Here is a 23,419-nt window from a genome sequence, read left to right as displayed (position 1 = left end):
TCCACGCCGTACTACCAGACCCCGGCAACGGGCCGCCCCCCGGGGGGGGGGCCCCATGCTTTCCGGTTTACCCCCCCCCCGCCCCCCGCCGACGGAACGTTCCGTCGGCGGGCGCCGTCCATCCACGGATACTCTTGACATGTGACCGACGCCCAAGAGACCGCAGCAGACAGCTCACTGCGAACCACCGGAGGCGCCCCTCCGGACGACGGCGGATCTTCTGGCACCGGGGCGCCGATCCCCCTGCTCGAACCCCGTGAGGGCATCCCGCCCGTGATCGCCGACGCGGACGCGCTCGCCGAGGTGACCGCCGCGTTCGCGGCCGGCTCCGGCCCCGTCGCCGTCGACGCCGAACGGGCCTCCGGCTACCGCTACGGCCAGCGCGCCTACCTGGTGCAGCTGCGCCGCGAGGGCGCCGGCACCGCGCTGATCGACCCCGTCGCCTGCCCCGACCTGTCCGGCCTCGGCGGGGCGCTGTCCGGCGTCGAGTGGGTGCTGCACGCGGCCACCCAGGACCTGCCGTGCCTGCGCGAGATAGGCATGCTGCCGACCAGCCTGTTCGACACCGAACTGGCCGGCCGGCTCGCCGGGTTCCCGCGGGTCGGGCTCGGCGCGATGGTCGAGGGCGTACTGGGCTTCGTCCTGGAGAAGGGCCACTCCGCCGTCGACTGGTCGAACCGGCCGCTGCCCCAGCCGTGGCTGCGGTACGCGGCGCTCGACGTGGAACTGCTCGTCGACCTGCGGGACGCCCTGGAGAAGGAGCTGGACCGGCAGGGCAAGCTGGAGTGGGCCCTCCAGGAGTTCGACGCCATCGCCTCGGCGCCGCCCGCCGAGCCACGCAAGGATCCCTGGCGGCGCACCTCCGGGATGCACAAGGTGCGGCGCAGGCGGCAGCTCGCCGTCGTGCGGGAGCTCTGGCAGACCCGGGACCGGATCGCCCAGCGGCGGGACGTGTCGCCGGGCAAGGTGCTCTCGGACGCGGCCATCGTGGAGGCCGCGCTCGCCCTGCCGGCCAATGTGCACGCGCTCGCCGCGCTGAACGGCTTCGGGCACCGCACCGGCCGGCGGCAGCTGGAGCAGTGGCAGATCGCGGTGGAGCGGGCCAAGGACCTTCCCGAGTCGGCGCTGCCGCAGCAGGGGCAGCAGGTGACCGGGCCTCCGCCACCGCGGGCGTGGGCCGACAAGGACCCGGTGGCGGCGGCACGGCTGGCCGCCGCCAAGACCGAGGTGTCGGCGCTGGCCGAGCGGCTGAACATGCCGCAGGAGAACCTCGTCTCACCGGACACCGTGCGGCGCCTGTGCTGGGAGCCGCCGAAGGGCGCCGACGCCGAGTCGGTCGGCGCCGCCCTCGCCGGGTACGGAGCGCGGCCGTGGCAGGTGGAGCAGGTAACGCCGGTGCTGGTGAAGGCACTGGCGGCCAAGGGCGCCTAGGACTGGTCGGCGCCGGCGGCCAGGGGCGCCCAGGACCTTGAGGACCTGTCCGGCCGGGCGCGCCTCCCCCGTCGCCCGGGTGCCCGTGCCCTACCTGGTCGCCCCCTTCATGAAGCCGTTGCAGACGAAGCGCTGGAGGAACAGGAAGACGATCAAGGTCGGCAGGACGACGAGGACCGCTCCTGCCGAGATCGTCTCCCAGTGGGCGCCGAAGGGGCCGCGGAAGCGGAACAGGGAGGTCGAGATCACGCCAAGGTCTTCGGAGGGCATGTAGAGAAAGGGGATGCAGAAGTCGTTGTAGACGGTGATCCCCTTCACGATCACGACCGTCGCGATCGCCGGCTTCAGCAGCGGGAAGATGATCTTCCGGTAGATCGTGAAGGCGTTGGCGCCGTCCAGGCGGGCCGCCTCTCGACCTTCACCTTCGGATACGTCCGGTTGAACGCGGCGGCGTACTTCTTCATCGTGCCGTCCTGCACCAGGTCGGTGCGCTGGGTGAGGGCGGTGATGGTCCCGCTCACCTTCGCGGGGTCGTCGGATGCCTCGGCGTCCTGCCCCTTCGAGGCGCCTCCGGTGCCGGTGCACCCGGTGAGCAGCAGGGCCGCGGTGGTCGCGGCGAGGAAAGTGCGGCGGTTCATGTGCGTCAGCTCCGTTCTGCGGACGGACGAGCACTGCGGATGGGCCGGCCGGACGGCCGGGTTGGCTGGTTCGGCACTCTGACAGCGCTTTCTCAACCGGTAAAGTCCGAATCTCGCCAACGCTGCTACACCACAGGCCGGTTGGGTTGGACCGGTTTAGGGAGAGCGCATGCTTCGGGCCACACCGCTCACCGAGGGATGGATCCTGCGACACCCCGACGACGCGAGTGCGGCGCTCCCGGCGGCCGTGCCGGGCTGCGTGCACACGGATCTGCTGGCCGCGGGGCTGATCCCGGATCCCTTCCTCGGCCGGAACGAGGCGGACGTGGCCTGGGTGGGCCGCCGGGAGTGGATCTACGAGAGGCGGTTGGACACCGGCTCGGAGCACGAGCGGACCGACCTGGTCTTCGACGGGCTCGACACCGCCGCCGAGATCACGCTGGACGGCGGGCGGCTGGGCCGGGTGCGCAACATGCACCGCTCGTACCGCTTCGACGTGACGGGCCGTCGGGGGAACCTGACGGTGCGCTTCGACTCCGCGTACACCGAGGCGGAGGCCGTGCGCGCACGTGTCGGAGAGCGGCCCTCCGCCTATGCCGAACCCTTCGCCCACATCCGCAAGATGGCCTGCTCCTTCGGCTGGGACTGGGGGCCGACCCTGGTCACGGCGGGCATCTGGCGCCCGGTGCGGCTGGAGTCGTGGTCCACGGCCAGGATCGACCGGGTGCGCCCCGTGGTGACCGTCGAGGACGGCACGGGCGTGGTCGAGGTGCACATCGGGGTGGAGCGGACCCGCGCCGAGGCCCAACTCGCCGTCGAGGCCCAAGTGGGAGGGGTGCGGGCGCGGGCGGCTGTCGACGGCACGGCCGGGGTCGTACGGCTCCGGGTGCCGGACGCCGACCTGTGGTGGCCCCGGGGGTACGGCGGGCAGCCGTTGTACGAGCTGGAGTTGACGCTGCTGCACGGCACGGAGGTGCTGGACGCGCGGCGTCACAGGATCGGCTTCAGGACCGTGGAGCTGGACACCTCCGCCGACGAGCACGGCAGCGGCTTCACCCTCGTGGTCAACGGGGAGCGGCTGTTCGCGCGAGGCGTCAACTGGATCCCGGACGACGTGTTCCCCTCCCGGATCACCTGTGAGCGCTATCGGGAGCGGCTGGGCCAGGCGGCCGCGGCGGGGGTCGACCTCGTCCGGGTCTGGGGCGGCGGAATCTACGAGAGCGAGGACTTCTACGACGCCTGCGACGAACTCGGCCTGCTGGTCTGGCAGGACTTCCCGTTCGCCTGCGCCGCCTACCCCGAGGAGCAGCCGCTGCGCGGCGAGGTGGAGGCCGAGGCCCGCGAGAACGTCGTACGCCTGATGCCGCATCCCTCGCTCGTGCTGTGGAACGGCAACAACGAGAACCTGTGGGGCTTCAGGGACTGGGGCTGGGAGCCGCGGCTGGCCGGCGACTCGTGGGGCGAGGGGTACTACCTGGGCCTGCTGCCCCGGGTGGTGGCCGAACTCGAACCGACCCGGCCGTACACGGCGGGCAGCCCCTGGTCCGGGTCCTGGGCGCACCACCCCAACGACCCGGCACACGGCACGCACCACTCGTGGGAGGTGTGGAACCGGCGCGACTGGGCGGACTACCGGCTGAACGTGCCGCGTTTCGTGGCCGAGTTCGGCTGGCAGGCGCCGCCCGCGTACGCGACCCTGCGCCGCGCCCTGCCGGGCGAGGAACTCGCCCCGGACTCCCCCGGCATGCTGCACCACCAGAAGGCCGACGACGGCAACGGCAAGCTGGAGCGCGGACTGGCCCCGCACTTCGCCCCGCCCGAGGGGGACTTCGACCGCTGGCACTACCTCACCCAGCTCAACCAGGCGCGGGCGGTGGCCGCCGGCATCGAGCACTGGCGCTCGCACTGGCCGGTGTGCGCGGGCACCGTTGTGTGGCAGCTGAACGACTGCTGGCCAGTGACGTCCTGGGCGGCGATCGACGGCGACGGGCGGGAGAAGCCGCTGTACCACGAGCTGAAACGGCTCTACGCGGACCGGCTGCTGGCCCTCCGGGCGCGGGACGGCGGGCTGGTGCTGGCCGCGGTCAACCAGTCGGCCGCGCCCTGGGCGGCTGAACTCACCCTGCGCCGGATGAACGTCGCGGGCGAGGTCGTCGCCTCCACGCGCACCGCCCTGCGCGCCGCGGCGCGCACGGTCGCGGACGTCGCCGTCCCGCCCGAACTGGTGCCGAACGGCCCGAAGGAGTTCCTGGTCGCGGACGCGGCCGGCTTGCGCGCCCTGCACTTCCCGGTGCCGGACCGCGACGTCCTGTGTCCGCGGCCGGAGTTCGACGTGTCCGTCGCGCCGGACGCGGTCACCGTGACCGCCCGCACCCTGGTGCGGGACCTGCTGCTCCAGGCCGACCGGCTGGACCCGGCCGCACGGGCCGACACGGGGCTGGTCACCCTGCTCCCCGGTGAACGCGTGACCATCGGGGTCGACGGATGGAGGATCCCCGGCGGCCCGGAGGCGGCCGACGCCGTGCGGTCGGCCCTGTACTGCGTGGAGCCCGCCCGGTGACGGCACCCCGCGTCACCATCAAGGACGTGGCCGCCCGTGCCGGGGTGTCCAAGGGGGCGGTGTCGCTGGCCTTCAACCGCAAGCCGGGGCTTTCGGAGGCGACCCGCGACCGCATCTTCCGGGCCGCGCGCGAGCTGGACTGGGCGCCGAACCCGGCCGCCCGGTCGCTGGCCGGCTCGCGCGTGGACGTGGTCGGGCTCGCGATCTGCCGGCCGGCCCGGCTGCTCGGGCTCGAACCCTTCTACATGGAGTTCATATCGGGGGTGGAGAGCGTCCTCGCCGAGCACTCCTGCTCGCTGCTGCTGCGGCTCGTACGCGAACCGCGGGAGGAGGCGGGCCTGCTGGAGACGTGGTGGAAGGCACGGCAGATCGCGGGCTCGATCCTGGTCGACTTCCGCACCGGCGATCCCCGCCCGGCCGTGGCACGGCGGATCGGGCTGCCCGCGGTCGCCGTGGGACACCCGTCGCTGACCGGCGGGCTCACCTCGGTGTGGACCGACGACGCCACCGCGGTCGCCGAGGCCGTGCGCTATCTGGCGGCGCTCGGGCACCGGCGGATCGCCCGGGTCTGCGGCGCGGCGGCCCTCGGGCACACGGCAATCCGCGCGGCGGCGTTCGACGCGGCGGCGCGGAGCCTCCAGCTGGCCGGGGCGTGGCAGGTGGCGACCGACTTCTCCGGCGAGACGGGGGCGCGGGCGACGCGCTCGCTGCTGTCCGCGGCCCCGCCGGAGCGGCCCACGGCGATCGTCTACGACAACGACATCATGGCGGTGGCCGCACTGTCGGTGGCGGCGGAGATGGGCCTGCGCGTCCCGGCCGACGTGTCCCTGCTGGCCTGGGACGACTCCCAGCTGTGCCGGCTGACCCACCCGACGCTGTCCGCGATGAGCCACGACGTGCACGGGTTCGGCGCGGACGTGGCCCGCACGCTGTTCGGCGCCCTGCTGGAGGAGGGTCCGGGCTCGCATCCCGTGCCGACTCCGGTGCTGACTCCGCGCGGTTCGACGGCGCCGCCGGCAGTGTGACCTTCGCCGCTGTGGGCGCGGGGACTGGGCAGTCACATTACCCATGAGTAGCATGGAGGCTGAGCGCGCGCTCAGCGCTGCGCGGCAGTGCCGTCCCGCACCCTGGAGGAGAGCCATCGTGCCTCGTACCGTCAAGGACGTCGTCTTCGTCGACGGCGTCCGCACCCCGTTCGGCAAGGCGGGCCCGAAGGGCATCTACCACGAGACTCGCGCCGACGACCTCGTCGTGAAGGCGATCCGGGAGCTGCTGCGCCGCAACCCCGGTCTCGACCCGCGGCAGGTCGACGAGGTCGCCATCGCCGCGACCACGCAGATCGGCGACCAGGGCCTGACCATCGGCCGTACCGCCGGCATCCTCGCCGGCCTGCCCACCTCGGTCCCCGGCTACTCCGTCGACCGGATGTGCGCGGGCGCGCTGACCGCCGTGACCACGGTGGCCGGTGCCGTCGCGTTCGGCGCGTACGACATCGCCATCGCGGGCGGTGTCGAGCACATGGGCCGCCACCCGATGGGCGAGGGCGTGGACCCCAACCCGCGGTTCGTCAGCGAGAAGCTGGTCGACGAGTCCGCCCTGTTCATGGGCATGACCGCGGAGAACCTGCACGACCGCTACCCGCACATCACCAAGCTGCGCGCCGACGAGTACGCGGTGCGCTCGCAGGAGAAGGCCGCCAAGGCGTACGCCAACGGCAGCATCCAGGCCGACCTGGTCCCGATCTCCGTACGCCGTACGACCCCCGAGGCCGGCGAGACCGGCTGGGGCCTGGTCACGGCGGACGAGCCGATGCGTCCGGGCACCACCCTGGAGAACCTGGCGAGCCTCAAGACGCCGTTCCGCGTGCACGGCCGGGTCACCGCGGGCAACGCGGCCGGTCTGAACGACGGCGCCACCGCCTCCCTCATCGCGAGCGAGGACTTCGCCCGCGAGCACGGACTGCCGGTCAAGATGCGCCTGGTCTCCTACGCCTTCGCGGGCGTGGAGCCGGAGGTCATGGGCTACGGCCCGATCCCGGCCACCGAGAAGGCCCTGGCCAAGGCGGGCCTGTCGATCTCCGACATCGGCCTGTTCGAGATCAACGAGGCCTTCGCCGTGCAGGTCCTGGCCTTCCTCGACCACTACGGCATCGCGGACGACGACGAGCGCGTCAACCAGTACGGCGGCGCGATCGCCTTCGGCCACCCCCTCGCCTCCTCCGGCGTCCGCCTGATGACGCAGCTGGCCCGCCAGTTCGAGGAGCAGCCGCAGGTCCGTTACGGCCTGACCACCATGTGCGTCGGCTTCGGCATGGGCGCGACGGTCATCTGGGAGAACCCGCACTTCGACGGAGGCGACAAGTGAGCACCACCGCTGAGCTGTTGAAGGGCGCGGCCGAGCTGTTCCCGGGCGAGGTCGTCACACAGGCGCACGTACGCCACTTCGACCTGCCCCGGGGCGCGGGCCGCTTCGCCCTCATCACCCTGGACAACGGCCTGGACCACACCAAGCCGACCACCTTCGGCCCGGCCTCGCTGGCCAACCTCGACTCCGCCATCGACCAGGTGGAGAAGGAGGCCGCGGACGGCGACATCGTCGGCGTCGGCATCACCGGCAAGCCGTTCATCTTCGCGGTCGGCGCCGACCTCAAGGGCGTGGAGCTGCTCAAGGAGCACGAGCACGCGCTGGCCATCGGCAGGGGCGGCCACGAGGTCTTCAAGCGGCTGTCGAAGCTGGCCGTGCCCACCTTCGCGTACTACAACGGCGCGGCGATGGGCGGCGGCGTCGAGGTCGGCCTGCACTGCACCTACCGCACGGTCTCCGCGGCCCTCCCGGCGTTCTCGCTCCCCGAGGTGTTCCTGGGCCTGGTCCCGGGCTGGGGCGGCTGCACGCTGCTGCCGAACCTGATCGGCGCCGACAGGGCCGTCACGGTCGTCATCGAGAACAGCCTCAACCAGAACAAGCAGCTCAAGGGCAAGCAGGTCCACGAACTCGGCATCGCAGACGCCCTGTTCGAGGGTGCCGACTTCCTGGAGCAGTCGCTGGTCTGGACGACGGCGGTCCTCAAGGGCGAGATCGAGGTCGAGCGCCCCGTGATCGACCGAGGCGAGGCCTGGGACCAGGCCGTCGCGCGCGGCCGGTTCATCGCCGACTCCAAGGTGCACGGCGCGGCCCCCGCCGCCTACCGCGCCCTGGACATCATCGCCGCCGCGAAGAACGGCGACCTCCAGCAGGGCTTCGACGCCGAGGACCAGGCCCTCGCCGACCTGATCATGGGTGGCGAACTGCGGTCCGGCATCTACGCGTTCAACCTGGTGCAGAAGCGCGGCAAGCGCCCGGCCGGCGCCCCGGACAAGAACCTGGCGCGCCCGGTGTCCAAGGTGGGCGTGGTCGGCGCGGGCCTGATGGCCTCCCAGCTCGCCCTGCTCTTCCTGCGCCGCCTGGAGGTGCCGGTCGTCCTGACGGACATCGACCAGGAGCGCGTCGACAAGGGCGTGGGCTACGTCCACGCCGAGATCGACAAGCTGCTCGGCAGGGGCCGTGTCAACCAGGACAAGGCCAACCGCCTCAAGGCGCTGGTGACCGGCGTCCTGGACAAGGCGGAGGGCTTCGCGGACGCGGACTTCGTCATCGAGGCCGTGTTCGAGGAGATGAGCGTCAAGCAGAAGGTGTTCGCCGAGGTCGAGGCGGTCGCCCCGGCGCACGCGATCCTCGCCACGAACACCTCCTCCCTCTCCGTGACGGAGATGGCGTCGAAGCTGAAGCACCCCGAGCGGGTCGTCGGTTTCCACTTCTTCAACCCGGTCGCGATCCTCCCCCTGCTGGAGATCGTCCGAGGCCAGCGGACGGACGACGCCTCGCTGGCGACCGCCTTCGCGGTGGCCAGGAAGCTGAAGAAGACCGCGGTCCTGGTCAAGGACGCCCCGGCGTTCGTCGTGAACCGCATCCTGACCCGCTTCATGGGCGAGATCCAGAACGTCATCGACGAGGGCACCCCGGTCGAGGTGGCGGAGCGGGCGGTGGAGCCGCTCGGCCTGCCCATGTCCCCGCTGGTCCTGCTCGAACTGGTCGGTCCGGCGATCGGCCTGCACGTCTCGGAGACCCTCAACCAGGCGTTCCCGGACCGCTTCACGGTCTCCCCGAACCTCAAGGCGGTCGTCGAGGCCGGCAAGCGCGGCTTCTACGTCTACGACAGCGGCAGGCCCGAGCTGGACCCGGAGGTCGCCGCGCTGCTCAAGCAGGGCGACACCGTCCTGACGGAGGAGCAGGTGCGGGCGCGGGTGCTCGACGCGGTCGCGCAGGAGATCGGCCTGGTGCTGGCCGAGGGCGTCGTCGCCGAGGCGCAGGACATCGACCTCTGCCTGATCACCGGCGCAGGGTGGCCCTTCCACCTGGGCGGCATCACGCCGTACCTGGACCGCGAGGGCGTGTCGGAACGTGTGAACGGCAAGCGGTTCCTGGAGCCGGGGGTGGCGAGCGTTCCGGCGTAACGGCCGCCCACGGGTGTGAGGGCCCCCGCCTCGGCGGGGGCCCTTCGCCGTCCTCACGCCGCCGGCGCGGTCAGTAGGTTCCGCCGTAGTGCGCTGTCGCCGCCCCGGGGGCCGCGGCGGCCATCACGGTGAACGGCACCTGCGTCACTGGTGATTCGGCTCCCGACGGGTCGACGGCGAAGACGTCCACGACGTGCGGTCCGCCGGACCAGGCCCAGCCGGAGTCCCACGCCCACCCGCCGTCGGCGGCGACCGCGGCGCCGCCCAGCAGCACGCCGTTCTCGCGGAACCCCACCTGGGTGGCACCCGGTGAGGTGCCGGCGAACACCACCCGCGGGTCCATCATCTGTTCATGGGCCACGGGCTCGAGCACCACAGGGGCGGTCGCACTCCGGCCGACGGTCGAGACGAAGGGGTCCGCCGGGGCCTGCCCGGCGGCAGCCGTCTCGGCCGCGTCGACCGCCACGAACTGCACCTCGGTGCGCTCGGTCTGGTAACCGGACGCGTCCACCGCGTAGACCTTCAGGGGATGCTTGCCCGTGCTCCAGGCCCTACCCAGCTCCCAGGACCAACTGCCGTCCGCGGCGACCTCGGTCTGGCCCAGGTACTTGCCGTGCTCCCAGACGATGACGCGCACGGCGCCCCGGGCATGGCCCGCGAGCCGAACGGAGTCCCTGCGCACCTCCTGCTGGAACGTCGGTGCCGTCACCACGGGCGGCGGGAACTCCGGGCCCCTGACGACCGAGGTGGAGGCGAGGTAGGAGGTGAGAGCCGAACCGTCCCGCTCCGGTTCCTCGTAGCCGTTGCGCACGAAGCCGAAGCGCGGCGGGATGCCGTCCGCGAGCAGGTTCACGATGCCCATGAGCGCGGGCACATTGCGCCGGGTGACCTGGGTGTGGTCGGTGATGAACGGCGATTCGCTGTAGATGAAGTTGAAGTTCTCGTACCCCTGGAAGAGGCCCAGAAAGGGCTCCACCTGCTCCCGGTACTGCTCGTCCTGCGGGGAGGAGAGCAGGTAGATGTTGGCGGTGCGGTTGTTCCCGGAGCGAACGAGATCGGGGATGATCGCGTCCACGGCCCGTACGCTCGCCTCCGGCGCGCCCTCGCCCAGCATGAAGGCGGCCACCTTGGGGTGGACCTTGCGCACGTACGTCCCGACCAGGAATTGCGGGACGATGGAGACGATGTTCCGGAATCCGTAACGCAGCCCGAAGTACAGGGCCGCACTGCCGCCCTTCGAGCCGCCCCACATGGTGACGTCGTCCGGAGTGAGCGACAGGGCCTTCATGACGTTGAAGATCAGTCCGGCGACGGACTGCTCCACCGAGAAGTCCATCTCCCTGCACAGGTAGTAGCTGTTCATCCCCTGGAAGCGGTCGCGGATCCAGAGGATGTTGGCGCGCACGTTGTCGAAGACTCCGTTCGACCAGCCGTAGTCGTCGGGGGCCGAGAAGTTGGCGAAGACGACGACCAGGTGCCGATTGCCGTTCTTGGCGTGGGCGAACCGGTACTCCACCGGAAACGTCCCGGAGGCTTCGATGCCGACGCGCAGTTGCCGGCCAATGACGGGTGCTTTGGACATGTACGTGAATCCAGTCTCTGAAGTACTGCGAATGCGAGTGGGCTCAGTACCCGGCTGACCCGTTCTCCCGGAATCCCGCGTGGGCGGCCCCCTCGGCCGCGCCCGCGAAGCCGGCGCTCCCGGCAGCGCCGGCCTGCACGCCCGGCTGCGCCACCGCGTACTCGGTGACGGTGAACCGCACGTCGACGCGTTCGGACTGGTAGCCGCTCGCGTCCACGGAGAAGAGCCTCACCGCGTGGGGGCCCGGGCTCCACGCCTGGCCCCGGTCCCAGCCCCAACTGCCGTCGCCGGCCACCGGAGCGGACGCCAGATACCTGCCGTTCTCCCACATGCTCACGCGTACGGCTCCGGGCGCACGCCCCTCGAAGCGAACGCCTTCGGAGGGCAACATCCCGTCCTCCGCGGGCACGGTCACGACCGGTGGGGCGAACGAGTCCTGCACCACCGACGTCGACTTCAGGAAGGCGTCGATCGGCGACCTGTCGGCGTCGGGTTCCTCGTACCCGTGTCGGGTGAGGCCGATACGGGGGGCGATTCCCTCGACGAGCAGGTAGGCGATCCCGAGCAGAGGCGGCGTGTTGCGCTGGGTGACCTTGCCATGGTCGCTGATGAACGGGGACTCGCTGAAGATGAAGTTGAAGTTGCGGTACCGCTGCAACAGCCCGAGGAACGGCTCCACCTGGCTGCCGTACTGCTCGTCCTGCGGCGAGGACACCACGTAGATGTGGGCGTCCGGGTTCGCCCCCGACTCCAGCAGGCCGGGCATGATCGCGTCGAGGACACGGACGTTGTCGTCCGGCATCGCCTCGCCCAGCATGTGCCGGCCGACGTCCGGATACACGTCGCGTACGAAGGTGCCCACCCGCAACTGCGGAACGCTCGCGACGATATTGCGAAACCCGTACCTCAGGCCGAAGTACAGAGCCGCGGTCCCGCCTTTCGAGCTGCCCCACAGGGTGACGTCGCCGGGTGTGAGCCCGAGGGAGTTCATCACCTTCGAGATGAGCCCGATCACTGAACTCTCGACGGCGAAGTCCATGTCCTTGCACAGGTAGTAGGTGTTGCGGCCCTCGAACCGATCTCGGATCCAGAGAATGTTGGAACGCAGGTTGTCGAGGATGCCGGTGGCCCAGCCGTAGTCGTCCGGAGCGAAGAGGTTGGCGAAGACGACCATCAGGTGCCGGTTGCCGCTCCTTGCATGGGAGAACCGGTACTCGACGGGGTAGCCGCCGGAGGCATCTATCCCCTGGATGACCTGGCGGCCCTTCGCGGGTGTTTTAGACATGCTGTGGTTCCACTCTCGTCGGGGGCTGCGACATCGGGCGAGTGAGGCACCACCGGAGGGAGGAATACCCGAGGCGGCTTGATGTGCCGGAACTTTGGCGACTGAGGGGTCGGCCGCTCATGATGTCCTGATGCCTTGGACGACCCGCCGGCCCACGCCTGAGCGAGGCGCACGCCGCGGACAGAGAGCCGTTGCCGCCGCGGCGGCACTGCTGTCCCTCGCCACCGCGGCGACGTTGACGCAGATGTCCGGGCCGGCCCGTTCCTCCGCCGCGGAGCGGACACTCACCGTGGCGACCTGGAACATGTGCGGCGTGCGGCAGTGGAACTGCCGGGGAACCGGGAGCCGCGCCGCGAAGCGCGGTGAGTTGGAAGGGCTCGTCAGCCGGGCCGGGGCCCGGGTGATCCTCCTCCAGGAGGTCTGTGCCGGTGACCTGGAGACGGTACGCGCAGCCCTCCGCCCGTCCTGGCACACGGAGTTCCGGCCCTACACCTGGCGCGACGTCTCGGGCCGCACCAGCGCCGTGCGCTGCGCCGAGCCCGGGCAGGGCGCCGCGGGTTTCGCGCTGCTCTCGGCGTACCGGCTGTCCGCCGTCACCGTGGTGGCCGCCCAGCAGCCCTCCGCGGGGCTGCGGCGGGGCATTCTCTGCGCCACGGCCGCGGCGCTGGACGTCCGGGTTTGCACCGCCCACCTCAGCCCGCCGGGAAGCGACCGCGCCCACCCGGCCTGGGAGTTGCGCGACGACCAGCTCAAGGCACTGGTGTCCGCGGTGCCCGCGAGGCGCACGGTCTACGGCGGTGATCTCAACGTGGATCCGCCCGGACCGCGCAACCCCGCCTCGTGGGTCTGGTCGGGCGGGCCCTACGGCACGCACAGGGAGTGCGACCAGACGTCCGCGTCGTCCCGTTCCGGCCGGGCCACCCATGACTCCGGGCACAAGCTGGACTACTTGTTCACCGGGCTGCCTCGCATCCGGTGCACGGTGCGTGACACCGGCGCATCCGACCACTTCGCCCTGCTGATCCGGGTGCGAACCGGCTGAGGCTGTGCCGGCCGGACGCCCGTCCGGGCGTCGGCGGACGCCGGACGTGACGGCTGCCTCCGGCTGCTTCACGGGCGCCGTCATGGCTGCCGGCGGCCGTTCGGGGAGGCCGGCTGCCGGCGCGGCACGCCGGTGGCCTGGCCGGCCGTTCTCACCGGCGTCACACGATCACGTCCTCGTGCGCCGGGCCGTCTCCCGACTGGGGTGACGCGGACCGTTCGAACGGCTGCTGAATCCCTGCCGGCGTCCTCTGCGGTGCCGGGGAAGGAGTCGCGGGCCAGGGCTGATCGGCCGGTGCCTGCCGGTCGGCCACGGAGGTGTCGTGCGCCGGGCCCGGTTGGGCCGGCACCGTGCCCAACATCGCGCCGGCACCGGCCCTGGGCTTCTGAGCGGCGCGCCGTTGCGGGGTGAACCAGGCATGGGCGCCCCACTTGAGCGGGGTGAGCGCGCGGCCCGCGTGCCGGGTGTCGACGGTGCCGACCGCCGGGGCCTGCGCGTCCTCGGGTGCGAGGTCACCGCCCGCGACCAGCATGCGATCGGCGAGCCGCGCGGAGGCGAACCCGTCGTCCAGGTCGCAGAACTCGCGCTGGAACCAGCGGTAGCGCTCGGCGTAGGCGTCCTGGACCTGCTCGATGTCACGGATGGCGGCCACCAGGTCCTTGGAGGTGGACAGCAGCGGCCCGGGCGCGCAGCGCTCGAAGTCGAAGTAGAAGCCGCGCAGGGTGTCGCGGTAGTGGTCCAGATCGTAGGTGAAGAAGAGAATCGGGCGGCCGGTGTTGACGTAGTCGAACATGAGGGACGAGTAGTCCGTGATCATCACGTCGGTAATGAGGGAGAGATCCGCCATGTCCGGGTAGTCGGAGACGTCGAAGACGAAGCCGTCACCGGCCCCGGGGACCGGATCCACCACGTTGGGGTGACGGCGGACCAGGAGCACGTGGTCGGCGCCCAGCCGGGCGCGGGCGTCCTCGAGGTCGATGCGGAAGTCGAGCTTGTACTTCCCCGGCGCGTAGAACTGGTCGTCACGCCAGGTGGGGGCGTACATCACGACGCGCTTGCCCCTGGGCAGCCCGATGCGCCGGCGGATCCACAGCTCGCGCTGCTCCGTGCCGGCGCGGCGCAGGATGTCGTTGCGGGGGTAGCCGGACTCGACCATCTCGCCCGGGAAGCCGAAGGCGCGCTTGAGGATCGGGGTGGAGAAACTGTTGGGCGAGACCAGCATGTCCCAGTTCTGCACCTCCTTCTCGACCCGTTCCAGATAGCGCTGGTCGGCGAAGTGGATGGCCTCGATGTCGTGGCCGATCTTCTTCAGCGGCGTGCCATGCCAGGTCTGCACGACCACCTGGCCCTCGCGCTTGACGAACCAGTCGGGAAGGTGGTTGTTGGCGACCACGTACCGGCTGGTGGCCAGGGCTTCGTACCACTCGGGGGACCACATGCGGACGGGGGTGACGCTCGAGGGAACCCGGACCTGGTCGTCGCGCACGACCCACAGGTGGTCGAGGCGGACGCCGCGCCGGATCAGTTCCTCGTGCAGGGCTCGGGGGCTGTCGGAGTACTGGGTGCCCTTGAAGGCGTCGAAGAGCACCGCTGGACGCACCGGAGCGCGACGGGCCGCCGGATAGGCCTTGGTGCGCTGCAGTTTCTGGCGGTACGGGCCGCGGGCGTGGTCGGGCATGGCGGAGTGGACGAGCAGGCTCAGCCGATCGTAGGCCTCCGCCTGGAGTTCGTAGCGGCGCTCGTTCTCCTCGTAGCCCCTGGGCAGCGCGCCCACGAGATCCTGTTCGAGCTTCACCATCAGGTCTTCGAGCCGGTCCTCGCGGGCCACCGCGGAGAGATCCTGGCGGCGCAGGAAGAAGTCCCAGCGTCCGGCCGCGAGCGGGATGTCGCCTCCCATGGTCCACATCGCGGCCGGGGTCAGCACGCAGCTGAAGTGCCTGCCGTTCCAGACGAGGGGGACGCTGTGTTCGGCGCCGTGCGCCCGCGCGCGCACGACGATGTGGGCGGACTGGTACTCCGCCGGGGAAAGCCGGTCCGCGGCCGCGTAACGGCCGCTGATCTCCAACGAGCCGTCCTCGTGCCAGGCGTAGCCGGACGCGATGGGCAAGGTCGCTCGCTCGAACAGGACCAGGTAGCCCGAGCCGTTGCGGTGCACGACCACCTCCCGGTCACCCTCACGGGTCTGCAGCGAGGCGGGCATGCGGTAGTGCCCGTCGGCCGTGTCCTCGGCCATGACCGGGTAGATCGTCATCTTCCGGCCCTCGACGTGGAAGGTGGTCTTCCAGCCGTTGCTGCCCATGCTCCAGGACTGCGGGATCTCCGCCTCCTTCTGGGCGGCGGCCCGGAATCCCGGGACGAGGGTGCGCAGCGGCAGCCGGGTGGTGAAGGTGCACCATCCGTCGCCACCGGGGGTGAAGTGCGCCCATGCGTCGTGGCGCCCGGCACCGCCCATGTTGGCGACCCGGAACTTGCCCCACTGGGGCACGGTGGGACCGAGGTAGACGCCGCGCAGTTCGAGTTCCTCACCGACGAGGCGGTGCCCGGTGATCCGGCAGCGCACGACCTCCACGCGCAACTTGAGCTTGCCCTGCACGAACAGCGGCAGGATGCGCGTGTTGCGGTCGACGTACCGGTACGGCGGGTTGGCCGCGCTGCCCGCGGCGCCCCGGTCGATGCCCCGGTAGCGGAACAGCCCACGGCTGAGGACGCCGGCGGCGACGTCCCACGTGCCTTCGACCCACTTGTCCTTGCGCTTCAGACGGGCCGTGTCGAAGCGTGCCTCGAACCCGGCCCAGTCATAGCAGTAACGGTTCTGTTGCGACTGCTCGGTGGCCTGCGGGGCATAGGTGGTCTTCGCCGAGGCGATGAGGGTCCGCCCCTGCTTCTTGTTGCGCAGCGCGATCGCCTTCACCGACATGTGCTTCTTGTGCACATTGATGAAACGGATGTACGCCGTGCCGGTGATCGTCAACAGATCGGAGTCGGGGTTCCAGTCGGCTCCGGTGAGGGAACCGTGCAGCGAGAACTCCTTGTCGAGCCGGTACGCCTTCTTGTCCAGGCCCACCTCCCGGTCCCCCAGGTAGGGGTACTTCAGGTAGCGGTGGAAGCGACGGTGTACGGGCATGGGGCCGCCGCGCCGCTCGAACTCGATGACTTCGAGAAGCTCGGCCGGCCGCCCTGCCCGCACCAGGTGCCACTTGACCCGGGCCTCCGCGGGCAGTTCGTCGATGATGGTGAGGTCGGCCTCGTCGAGGAACTCGTTGGCCCAGTGCATGAAGGCCTCGCGGTACTCCTCGTCGGCGTCCGGCAGCACCTTCAAGTGGAGCATCAGGTCGGACTTCAGGCAGGCGAGGTCGTACTTGCGCTTGCTCTCCTTGAACTCGCCGGAGTGCGGATCGGCGAGAAAGCGGCTGACCGACTGCACCGCCGAGACCCGGTCGCGCAGGTTGGACAGTTCGGTGTGGCGCTGCGTGATCGAAGGGGCCGCCCCGCCCTCCCGGCGCCGCCAGAAGTAGACGATGTCGGTGATGACGTCGACCTTCTCGGCCCGGAAGTGGGCGAACATGTTGACCCAGGAGTCCTCGTACAGGACCCCCTCGGGGAACTGGATGAAGTGGTGGTCCCAGAAGGACCGCCGGAACAGCTTGTTCCAGACCGTCCGGTCGTAGATCAGCGCGTCGAACCTGGTGATGTGGGTACCGCGCCGGTTCTTCTGCATCGGGCCCTTGTGCAGGGGGGACTGCCACTTCTTCGTGGAGTTCATCATCTGCACGTTGCCGGAGACGAAGTCCGAGCCGGACTCCGCCAGAGTGCGCACCAGAAGTTCGTAGGCGTACTCGGGGATGACGTCGTCGCCGTCGACGAAGGCGAGGAACTCGCCCCTGGGGTGCATCGCGCGGAGGCCGGTGTTGCGGGCGTGACCGGGACCGTGCGGCTCCTGGCGGATGAGCCGGAAGCGCGGGTCACGGGCGCAGAAGTCGCCGGCGATCCTGGTGGAGCCGTCGGTCGAACCGTCGTCGACCAGGATCACCTCGAAGTCGCGGAACGACTGGCGGGCGATCGACTCCAGGCACTCGGCGAGGTAGACCTCCACGTCCTGAAAGGGGACGACAACGCTCAGACGCGGATGGTCCGCCAACTCGTACTCCTACCAACACATTTCGCCCACCAGGCGACACCACACCAGCGGTGGACGCCCACCCCCTGCTCGTCACGTCCGATCGGCCGCGTGGTGGCCGCTCGGACATCGCACGATTCCGCGAACTCCGGCAAGAGCCCCCTCAACCGTCGATCACAGTTTCGATATCTTAAGTGAAAGTTAAGCAAGGTCAAGACGAATCAATGCCTCGTACACCTGTCGGCCACCCCGGGGCGCCCACCCGCAAAGCCCGCACCTCGAGTTGCCTATAGTTCTCCCACTGCATTGACCACACAGTGGGCCGGCCTCCCCCCACCCGGGCCCCGCCACTCCGCCGGCGCGGAGCCCGTGAGGAGAGGAACCGAACACGATGTCGAACACGATCGAGTCCCGGCGTGCCCCGGAGGCACCGGGCACGGGGCAGCCCCCGCGCGCCAGGAAACGCTGGGGCCGCATCGTTCTGCTGACGCTGCTGGTGCTCGTACTGGCCGCGGGTGGCCTCGTCTACTGGATCTACAGCAGCCTCGACGGCAACATCAAGGGCGTCGACATCGAAAAGGCCATCGGCGACGACCGGCCCGAGAAGTTGCCGACCTCCGGGCAGAACATCCTGATCCTCGGCTCCGACTCCCGCGCCGGTGACAACGCCGCGCTCAACACCGGCAAGGTCGCGGGCGCCCGCTCCGACACCGCGCTGGTGATGCACATACCCGAGGGCCGCACCGAGGCCGTCGCCGTCAGCATTCCGCGCGACACCCTGGTGACCCGGCCCGAGTGCACGAAGTCCGACGGCACCACGGTGGCGTCGGCGAAGCGCGTGATGTTCAACTCCATCTACGGACAGGTCGGCCCGGCCTGTGTGGTGAAGACCGTGGAGCAGATGTCCGGCATCCGCATGGACCACTACATGGAGATCGACTTCGCCGGCTTCAAGGGGCTGGTGGACGCGATAGGCGGGGTCACCGTCACCGTGGACCAGGACATCCACGACAAGTCCAGCGGCCTGGACCTGACCGCCGGCACCCACCGCCTGGACGGCACCCAGTCCCTGCAGTTCGTCCGCACCCGGCACGGCATCGGCGACGGCAGCGACCTCGGACGCATCAGCCTCCAGCAGCAGTTCATGCTGGACCTGCTGAGCGAGATCAAGCAGCAGGACCTCCTGGGCAGCCCCACCAAGACGTACAAGATCGCCGACAAGCTCACCGCGGCCCTCACCACCGACGCCGAGCTCGCCTCTCTCACCAAGCTGGCGGAGTTGGGGCGCAGTCTGAACGGAGTCAACCCCTCCAGCATGGAGACGATCATGCTGCCGGTGAGCTACGACAAGATCGACCCCAACCGCGTCGTGGCCGCGGAGCCCCAGGCAACCGAGCTGTGGAAGGCGCTCCGCAGCGACTCCGCCATCCCCGAGTCCGCCAAGAAGTCCCCCGCGACCGGCGGCTGATCCTCACGGCGGGAGCCGACCGCGTGCGACGGGCGGCTCCCCCGCGGGACATGTCAGAGCCGGTGCCAGTGAGCGAGGGAGAGGCCGGCGCCTGCCTCCTGGCGTGCCACCTTCGGCACGCCGTCGGGGTCGATGAGCGCCATGACCACCCGTCCGTGCCCGTCCCGGGCCAGGACCGGCGCCCCCTGGCAGGCCTCCGCCAGGACGTACCACCAGAAGCCGTTCGCCTCATTCTCGGTGGCGCCCAGGCCGAGCACCGCGGAGCCCTCAGGAGCGCGGTGGGCCAGGAGGACCCAGTCGTGGCCGTCGAGCGAGGTGCGCAGGGTCGCGTACGGGCCCTGGGACGCGGAGCCGGACAGTGCGACGGGCGAGCCGCCCGCCCGCCAGGCCGCGGCGCCACCGGAGACGGCGTCCGCCCAGAGGAAGGTGGGCCGGTCCGGGCCGGTCTCCAGAGCGGCGACCGTGCCCGGGACCGGGCTCAGCGAAAAGCCCCGCGGCCCCGTGAAGTCGCCGCCCGGCTCCAGTTGGCGCCAGACGAGCACTCCCGTCTCGGCGGCAACACAGACCTCGATCCGCCCACTGGCAAGGGCCACCGGCGCGGGAAGCACGTCGACACCGGCGCCTCGCAGGTCCTCCCAGGCCCGCCACTTGCCGTTCGGAGCCTCGCGACGCAGCATCAGGCCGCCCTGGGCGCCGCGGACGAAGACGTGGACGGTGCCGTCCGGCGCGATCGCGCCCACCGGCGGCCCCAGTCGCGCGCCCTGCTCCCGGCCCCGCTGGGGGTTGCCCAGCGAACGCCAGTCGGTGAAGGCGAGTCCCGTCTGGTACTGGACGGCGTGGACGACGTCGACGTCGCACGAGCCGTCGGCGCCGGTACGCTCCCTGCGGCCGAGGAAGTGCACATAGGTGTCGGTGCCCTGCACGACGGTCAGGTGTGTCAGCCCGGCCACGGCCACGAAGTACGGTCCGGTCCACTCGGGACCGCCGACGACCGCTTCCGTCCAGCGCAGCAGCCCGCCCTCGGTGGGGGCGTAGAGGCTGAGCCGGCCGTCCTTGCCGCGGGTGAGCCAGGTGCCGTGGGCGGCCCCGGACGCGACCCGTCCCCGTCCGGTGTCGGTGGGCCGGTCCGCGCGGGCGGCTCCCACAGGATCTGCCGGCCTTCTCCGCATGACCTCGTGCACCTTCCTGCAGCTCGCCGTATCACGGACACGGGAACCCTGAAACTCGGAACATCATAAGCGGTTCGTTCATCAGTTCCCCCGGCGCTCGCACTTGCCCGGGCAGCGCCTGGCCGGCCGCTTGCCGGGCCGCCGGCGCGGGCACCGGCTCGTTCTTGCGGCGCGTCAGGATGAGTTGGCCGGTGGAGGCGGACAGGATCGTGGCCACCTCTCGGCCGTTGCCGCCCGGATATCGTTGAACGAACAGGAGAGCAAGCCGCTCGTGGAGCGCCGGGGTTGAACACCGGACCGCGTCGTGGCGGCGGTGCGCCGCGTCTGATTCCGACCGGAAGGAGCCCGGATGCCGACCTCGCCGGCCGCCCTGCTGATCGTCGACGGGGCCAACGTCGTCGGCTCCGTCCCGGACGGGTGGTGGCGCGACCGGCGGGGTGCCGCCGAGCGCCTGCGCGACCGGCTCGCCGGGTACGTCGAGGGAGGCGTACCCGGCGTACCGGGTCCGCTGGAGATCGTGCTGGTCCTGGAGGGCGCCGCGCGGGGCGTGCCGTCCGTGCCCGGCGTACGGATCGAGGAGGCACCCGGCAGCGGCGACGACCACATCGTCCGGCTGGCCGCCGCCGCGGCGGACCGCGTCCGGGTGGTCGTCACCGCCGACCGCGAACTGCGCCGCAGGGTAACCGCGACGGGCGCCACCACGGTGGGGCCGCGCACGGTTTACGGCCCCGGCGCGGGACCCGTTTCCGACCCCGGCGCCGGCTCCTGCACCGACCCGGGCTCCGGTTCCTAGTCCGGCTCCAGCCCCGGGATGCTCCCGGCCAAGGGCCCGGTTCCTGGCCTGCTCCCGCTCCGGCGGCCAGGATGCCTCCGGTCAAGGGTCCGGTTCCGAGTCCGAGTCCTGCTCTGGCTGCGGCTCCGAATTCGCCTTGGCCCAGGGCCCGGGGCCCAGTTCCTTCAGGTCCGGCCCGGGACCCTGTCCCGAGTCCGGCTCCGGCTCCCTCTTCGGCAACCGGGACGCCTCCGCCGCCCGGGCAGGTCTGAAAGCCCGCAGCCGGCCGGACCCCGTCAGTTCGACGTGGCCTGGTACAGCGCTACGCAGGCGCTGGCTACCAGGACGCCCAGGACTATCCGCTTGAAGCGGGTGGGATCCGTGCGGGCGAAGAGGCGGTCTCCCAGCCACCAGCCCACCAGCAAGCCGGGGAGACCCGCGCCGGTCAGCAGGAGGCTGTCCGTGGTCAGCCGGCCGACGGCGAGGAATCCGGCGAGGGCCAGGGCGTCCTGGACGCAGAACGTGGCCTGGAGGGTCGCCCGGAACTCGCGGGGCGCCAGGCCCATGGCCTGGAAGGTGGCGACCAGCGGCGGCCCGTTCATACCGGTCGCGGTCAGCAGCGCCCCGCTGGCGAAACCCGAGGCGATCGTGGGGCCCGTACCACGCCGGAAGGTCAGGCCGCGGCCGATCAGGACGGCGAACACCAGCACCACACAGGCGATGAGGGCCGACAGCGAGCGGGCGCCGAGCGCCGTCACCGCGAGCAGCCCGAGCGGCATGCCCACCAGTCCCGCCCCGCTCACCAGGCCCGCGGTGCGCACACTGACGTGCTCCCTCTGATGGACGCAGACCGCCAGCGAGAGCACCCCGCCCAGCGCGGTGACCACGACGATGGCGTTCTGAGGGCTGGTCAGCAGGGTCAGCAGCGGCACCGCCACCAGCGCGAACCCGAAGCCGCTCAGCGCCTGCGCGAACGACGCCAGCGCGGTGACCAGCGCCACCTCGGCGATCAGGGTCGTCGTCACCCACTCCCCCTCCGGCCGCTGCCGCCGGGGTGGCCCGTCCGTCCCCGTACCTGCCCGAACCCTACCGAGCAGGAGCGCGCCGACCGCTCGGGGGGTGCGCGCCGAACGGCCCGGCGCCGTCCTCATCTCCCCGATGACGACGTCAACCCGGGCGCCCGTCGGCCACCGCCGCGAGCGGTCCTCCCAAACGCTAGGAGGCACCTCCGCCGCCCGCCGGGCGCTCCTGCGCCTGGCGCTCGCCGAGCCTGCTGTGGGTGCGGCCGTAGAGGAAGTACACGACGAAGCCGATGACCATCCAGATGGCGAAGCGGAGCCAGGTCTCGGCGGGGAGGTTGAGCATCAGCCAGAGGGAGGCGCAGACGGAGAGGATCGGGATCACCGGGACCCAGGGGGTGCGGAAGGCGCGGGGCAGGTCGGGGCGGGTGTTGCGCAGGATGATCACGCTGATCGCGACCACGACGAACGCGAACAGCGTGCCGATGTTCACGAGTTCGGCCAGTTCGCTCAGGCTGGTGAAGCCGGCGACGATCGCGATGATCACGCCGAGCAGGATGGTCGGCCGGTACGGGGTGCGGAACCGCGGGTGGGTGTGCGAGAAGAACCGGGGCAGCAGCCCGTCCCGGCTCATCGCGAAGAAGACCCGGGCCTGGCCCAGGAGCAGGATCATGCACACCGTGGTCAGGCCGATGGCCGCGCCGAAGCTGATGAGGCCCGCGTACCAGGGATGTCCGGTGGATTTGAACGCGTCGGCGAGCGGCGCGTCCACGGACAGCGCACTGTACTTCTGCATACCGGTGACGACGATCGACACGGCGACGTACAGCACGGTGCAGATGATCAGCGAGCCGAGGATGCCGCGCGGCACGTCGCGCTGCGGGTTGCGGGTCTCCTCGGCCGCGGTGGCCACGACGTCGAAGCCGATGAAGGCGAAGAAGACGACGGACGCGGCGGTGAAGATGCCCATCACGCCGAAGTTCGAGGGCGCCCAGCCGAACATCAGCTGGATGAGGGGTGCCTTGAGGGTGCCGCCCGCGGGCACCGGCTGCGCCTTCGGGATGAACGGGTCGTAGTTGCCGCCCTTGATGAAGAAGGCGCCCGCGATGATCACGACGAGCACCACGGCCACCTTGATGGCGACGACGATCGAGGTGACCCGCGCGGAGAGCTTCATGCCGAGCACGAGGATGACGGTGAGGACCAGGACCAGGAGGGCGGCGAGGATGTCGAAGCCGAAGCCGGTCGCGGCATCACGGCCGCTGAGATATTCGGGCAGGTGCCAGCCGGCGTTGTCGAGCAGCGAGTGGATGTAGCCGGACCATCCGACGGCGACCACCGCGGTGCCGAGCGCGAGTTCCAGCACCAGGTCCCAGCCGATGATCCAGGCGGGGAACTCGCCGAGCGAGGCGTAGGAGAAGGTGTAGGCGGAGCCGGCCACCGGGACCGTGGACGCGAACTCCGCGTAGCAGAGCGCGGCGAGCGCGCAGACCACCCCGGCCACGACGAAGGACAGGGAGACCGCGGGGCCGGCGGTGTTCCTGGCCGCCGTGCCGGTGAGGACGAAGATGCCGGTACCGATGATGACGCCGACGCCGAACACGGTCAGATCGAGGGCGGACAGGGATTTTCTGAGCGCGTGCTCGGGTTCCTCGGTGTCCTGGATCGACTGCTCGACGTTCTTCGTCCTGAAGAGCGTGCTGCTCACGGCGTGACCTCCCCTGCTTGTCGTCCTCGACCCGGCTCGAACCGGCTCGAACCGGCTCGACATGATCGAGAGAGCTGGGGATGCGTATGCCCCGGCATTCGCAGGTTCACGCAGACGGGCCGGTTGCGCCACCCGTAA

General features: G+C 70.8%; 14 protein-coding genes and 2 pseudogenes. 8 read left to right on the top strand and 8 right to left on the bottom strand.

Annotated elements, in window-relative coordinates; translation table 11 throughout:
- The first annotated feature begins 141 nt into the window (after positions 1 to 141).
- Positions 142 to 1,431 carry a ribonuclease D gene (locus tag ABZ818_RS29200; RefSeq protein WP_361420906.1) on the top strand — a complete coding sequence of 430 codons (1,290 nt, stop codon included), beginning with the start codon at positions 142 to 144 and terminating at the stop codon, positions 1,429 to 1,431.
- Positions 1,432 to 1,521: 90 nt separating this feature from the next.
- Here ABZ818_RS29200 and ABZ818_RS29195 read toward each other — a convergent pair.
- Both ABZ818_RS29195 and ABZ818_RS29190 read right to left on the bottom strand, forming a co-directional pair.
- Positions 1,522 to 1,842, bottom strand: a pseudogene (locus ABZ818_RS29195) (ABC transporter permease subunit); the annotation flags it as partial.
- Positions 1,842 to 2,069: pseudogene (locus ABZ818_RS29190) on the bottom strand (carbohydrate ABC transporter substrate-binding protein); the annotation flags it as partial. The pseudogenes ABZ818_RS29195 and ABZ818_RS29190, both read right to left, overlap by 1 nt.
- Positions 2,070 to 2,238: 169 nt before the next feature.
- Here ABZ818_RS29190 and ABZ818_RS29185 point away from each other — a divergent pair.
- From ABZ818_RS29185 to ABZ818_RS29170, 4 genes are all read left to right on the top strand, one after another.
- Entirely contained in the window at positions 2,239 to 4,629 is a 2,391-nt protein-coding gene (locus ABZ818_RS29185) for a glycoside hydrolase family 2 protein (RefSeq protein WP_361420903.1), read from the top strand.
- Positions 4,626 to 5,654 (top strand): LacI family DNA-binding transcriptional regulator, encoded by a 1,029-nt coding sequence (locus ABZ818_RS29180; RefSeq protein WP_361420900.1) that lies wholly within the window; start codon positions 4,626 to 4,628, stop codon positions 5,652 to 5,654. The genes ABZ818_RS29185 and ABZ818_RS29180 overlap by 4 nt, the downstream gene beginning before the upstream one ends.
- Before the next feature lie 118 nt (positions 5,655 to 5,772).
- Positions 5,773 to 6,993 carry an acetyl-CoA C-acyltransferase gene (locus ABZ818_RS29175; protein WP_361420898.1) on the top strand — a complete coding sequence of 407 codons (1,221 nt, stop codon included), beginning with the start codon at positions 5,773 to 5,775 and terminating at the stop codon, positions 6,991 to 6,993.
- On the top strand, positions 6,990 to 9,119 hold the full coding sequence (locus ABZ818_RS29170) for a 3-hydroxyacyl-CoA dehydrogenase NAD-binding domain-containing protein (RefSeq protein WP_361420895.1): 2,130 nt from the start codon (positions 6,990 to 6,992) through the stop codon (positions 9,117 to 9,119). Before ABZ818_RS29175 ends, ABZ818_RS29170 begins: the two co-directional genes overlap by 4 nt.
- A gap of 70 nt (positions 9,120 to 9,189) precedes the next feature.
- Here the strand turns inward: ABZ818_RS29170 and ABZ818_RS29165 are convergent, their stop codons facing one another.
- Together ABZ818_RS29165 and ABZ818_RS29160 are read right to left on the bottom strand one after the other, a co-directional pair.
- On the bottom strand, positions 9,190 to 10,701 hold the full coding sequence (locus ABZ818_RS29165; RefSeq protein WP_361420892.1) for a hypothetical protein: 1,512 nt from the start codon (positions 10,699 to 10,701) through the stop codon (positions 9,190 to 9,192).
- Positions 10,702 to 10,744: 43 nt separating this feature from the next.
- Entirely contained in the window at positions 10,745 to 11,986 is a 1,242-nt protein-coding gene (locus tag ABZ818_RS29160) for a hypothetical protein (protein WP_361420889.1), read from the bottom strand.
- Between the two features lie 130 nt (positions 11,987 to 12,116).
- On the opposite strand from ABZ818_RS29160, the gene ABZ818_RS29155 reads away from it, so the two are divergent.
- Positions 12,117 to 13,028 (top strand): endonuclease/exonuclease/phosphatase family protein, encoded by a 912-nt coding sequence (locus ABZ818_RS29155; RefSeq protein ID WP_361420886.1) that lies wholly within the window; start codon positions 12,117 to 12,119, stop codon positions 13,026 to 13,028.
- A gap of 160 nt (positions 13,029 to 13,188) precedes the next feature.
- On the opposite strand, the gene ABZ818_RS29150 is transcribed toward ABZ818_RS29155, so the two are convergent.
- Positions 13,189 to 17,166 carry a CDP-glycerol glycerophosphotransferase family protein gene (locus tag ABZ818_RS29150; RefSeq protein ID WP_361420883.1) on the bottom strand — a complete coding sequence of 1,326 codons (3,978 nt, stop codon included), beginning with the start codon at positions 17,164 to 17,166 and terminating at the stop codon, positions 13,189 to 13,191.
- A gap of 370 nt (positions 17,167 to 17,536) precedes the next feature.
- Between ABZ818_RS29150 and ABZ818_RS29145 the strand changes: the two genes are divergently transcribed.
- Entirely contained in the window at positions 17,537 to 18,613 is a 1,077-nt protein-coding gene (locus tag ABZ818_RS29145) for an LCP family protein (RefSeq protein WP_361420880.1), read from the top strand.
- 53 nt (positions 18,614 to 18,666) lie between these two features.
- Here the strand turns inward: ABZ818_RS29145 and ABZ818_RS29140 are convergent, their stop codons facing one another.
- On the bottom strand, positions 18,667 to 19,782 hold the full coding sequence (locus ABZ818_RS29140) for a hypothetical protein (protein ID WP_361420877.1): 1,116 nt from the start codon (positions 19,780 to 19,782) through the stop codon (positions 18,667 to 18,669).
- A 349-nt stretch (positions 19,783 to 20,131) separates the two neighbouring features.
- Between ABZ818_RS29140 and ABZ818_RS29135 the strand changes: the two genes are divergently transcribed.
- The gene (locus tag ABZ818_RS29135) at positions 20,132 to 20,575 is read left to right on the top strand and encodes an NTP pyrophosphohydrolase (RefSeq protein WP_361420874.1); all 444 of its coding nucleotides are present in this window, start codon (positions 20,132 to 20,134) and stop codon (positions 20,573 to 20,575) included.
- 275 nt (positions 20,576 to 20,850) lie between these two features.
- On the opposite strand, the gene ABZ818_RS29130 is transcribed toward ABZ818_RS29135, so the two are convergent.
- Complete coding sequence (locus ABZ818_RS29130; RefSeq protein WP_361420871.1) at positions 20,851 to 21,579, bottom strand: sulfite exporter TauE/SafE family protein; 729 nt, start codon at positions 21,577 to 21,579, stop codon at positions 20,851 to 20,853.
- Positions 21,580 to 21,769: 190 nt separating this feature from the next.
- Entirely contained in the window at positions 21,770 to 23,281 is a 1,512-nt protein-coding gene (locus tag ABZ818_RS29125; RefSeq protein ID WP_361420868.1) for an amino acid permease, read from the bottom strand.
- Between the last annotated feature and the right edge of the window lie 138 nt (positions 23,282 to 23,419).

Origin of the sequence: Streptomyces sp. NPDC047453, from assembly GCF_040643155.1 — a bacterium.
Lineage (GTDB): Bacteria > Actinomycetota > Actinomycetes > Streptomycetales > Streptomycetaceae > Streptomyces.
The sequence above is the reverse complement of the archived record's forward strand: the minus strand, read 5'-3'. Positions and strand labels throughout refer to the sequence as shown.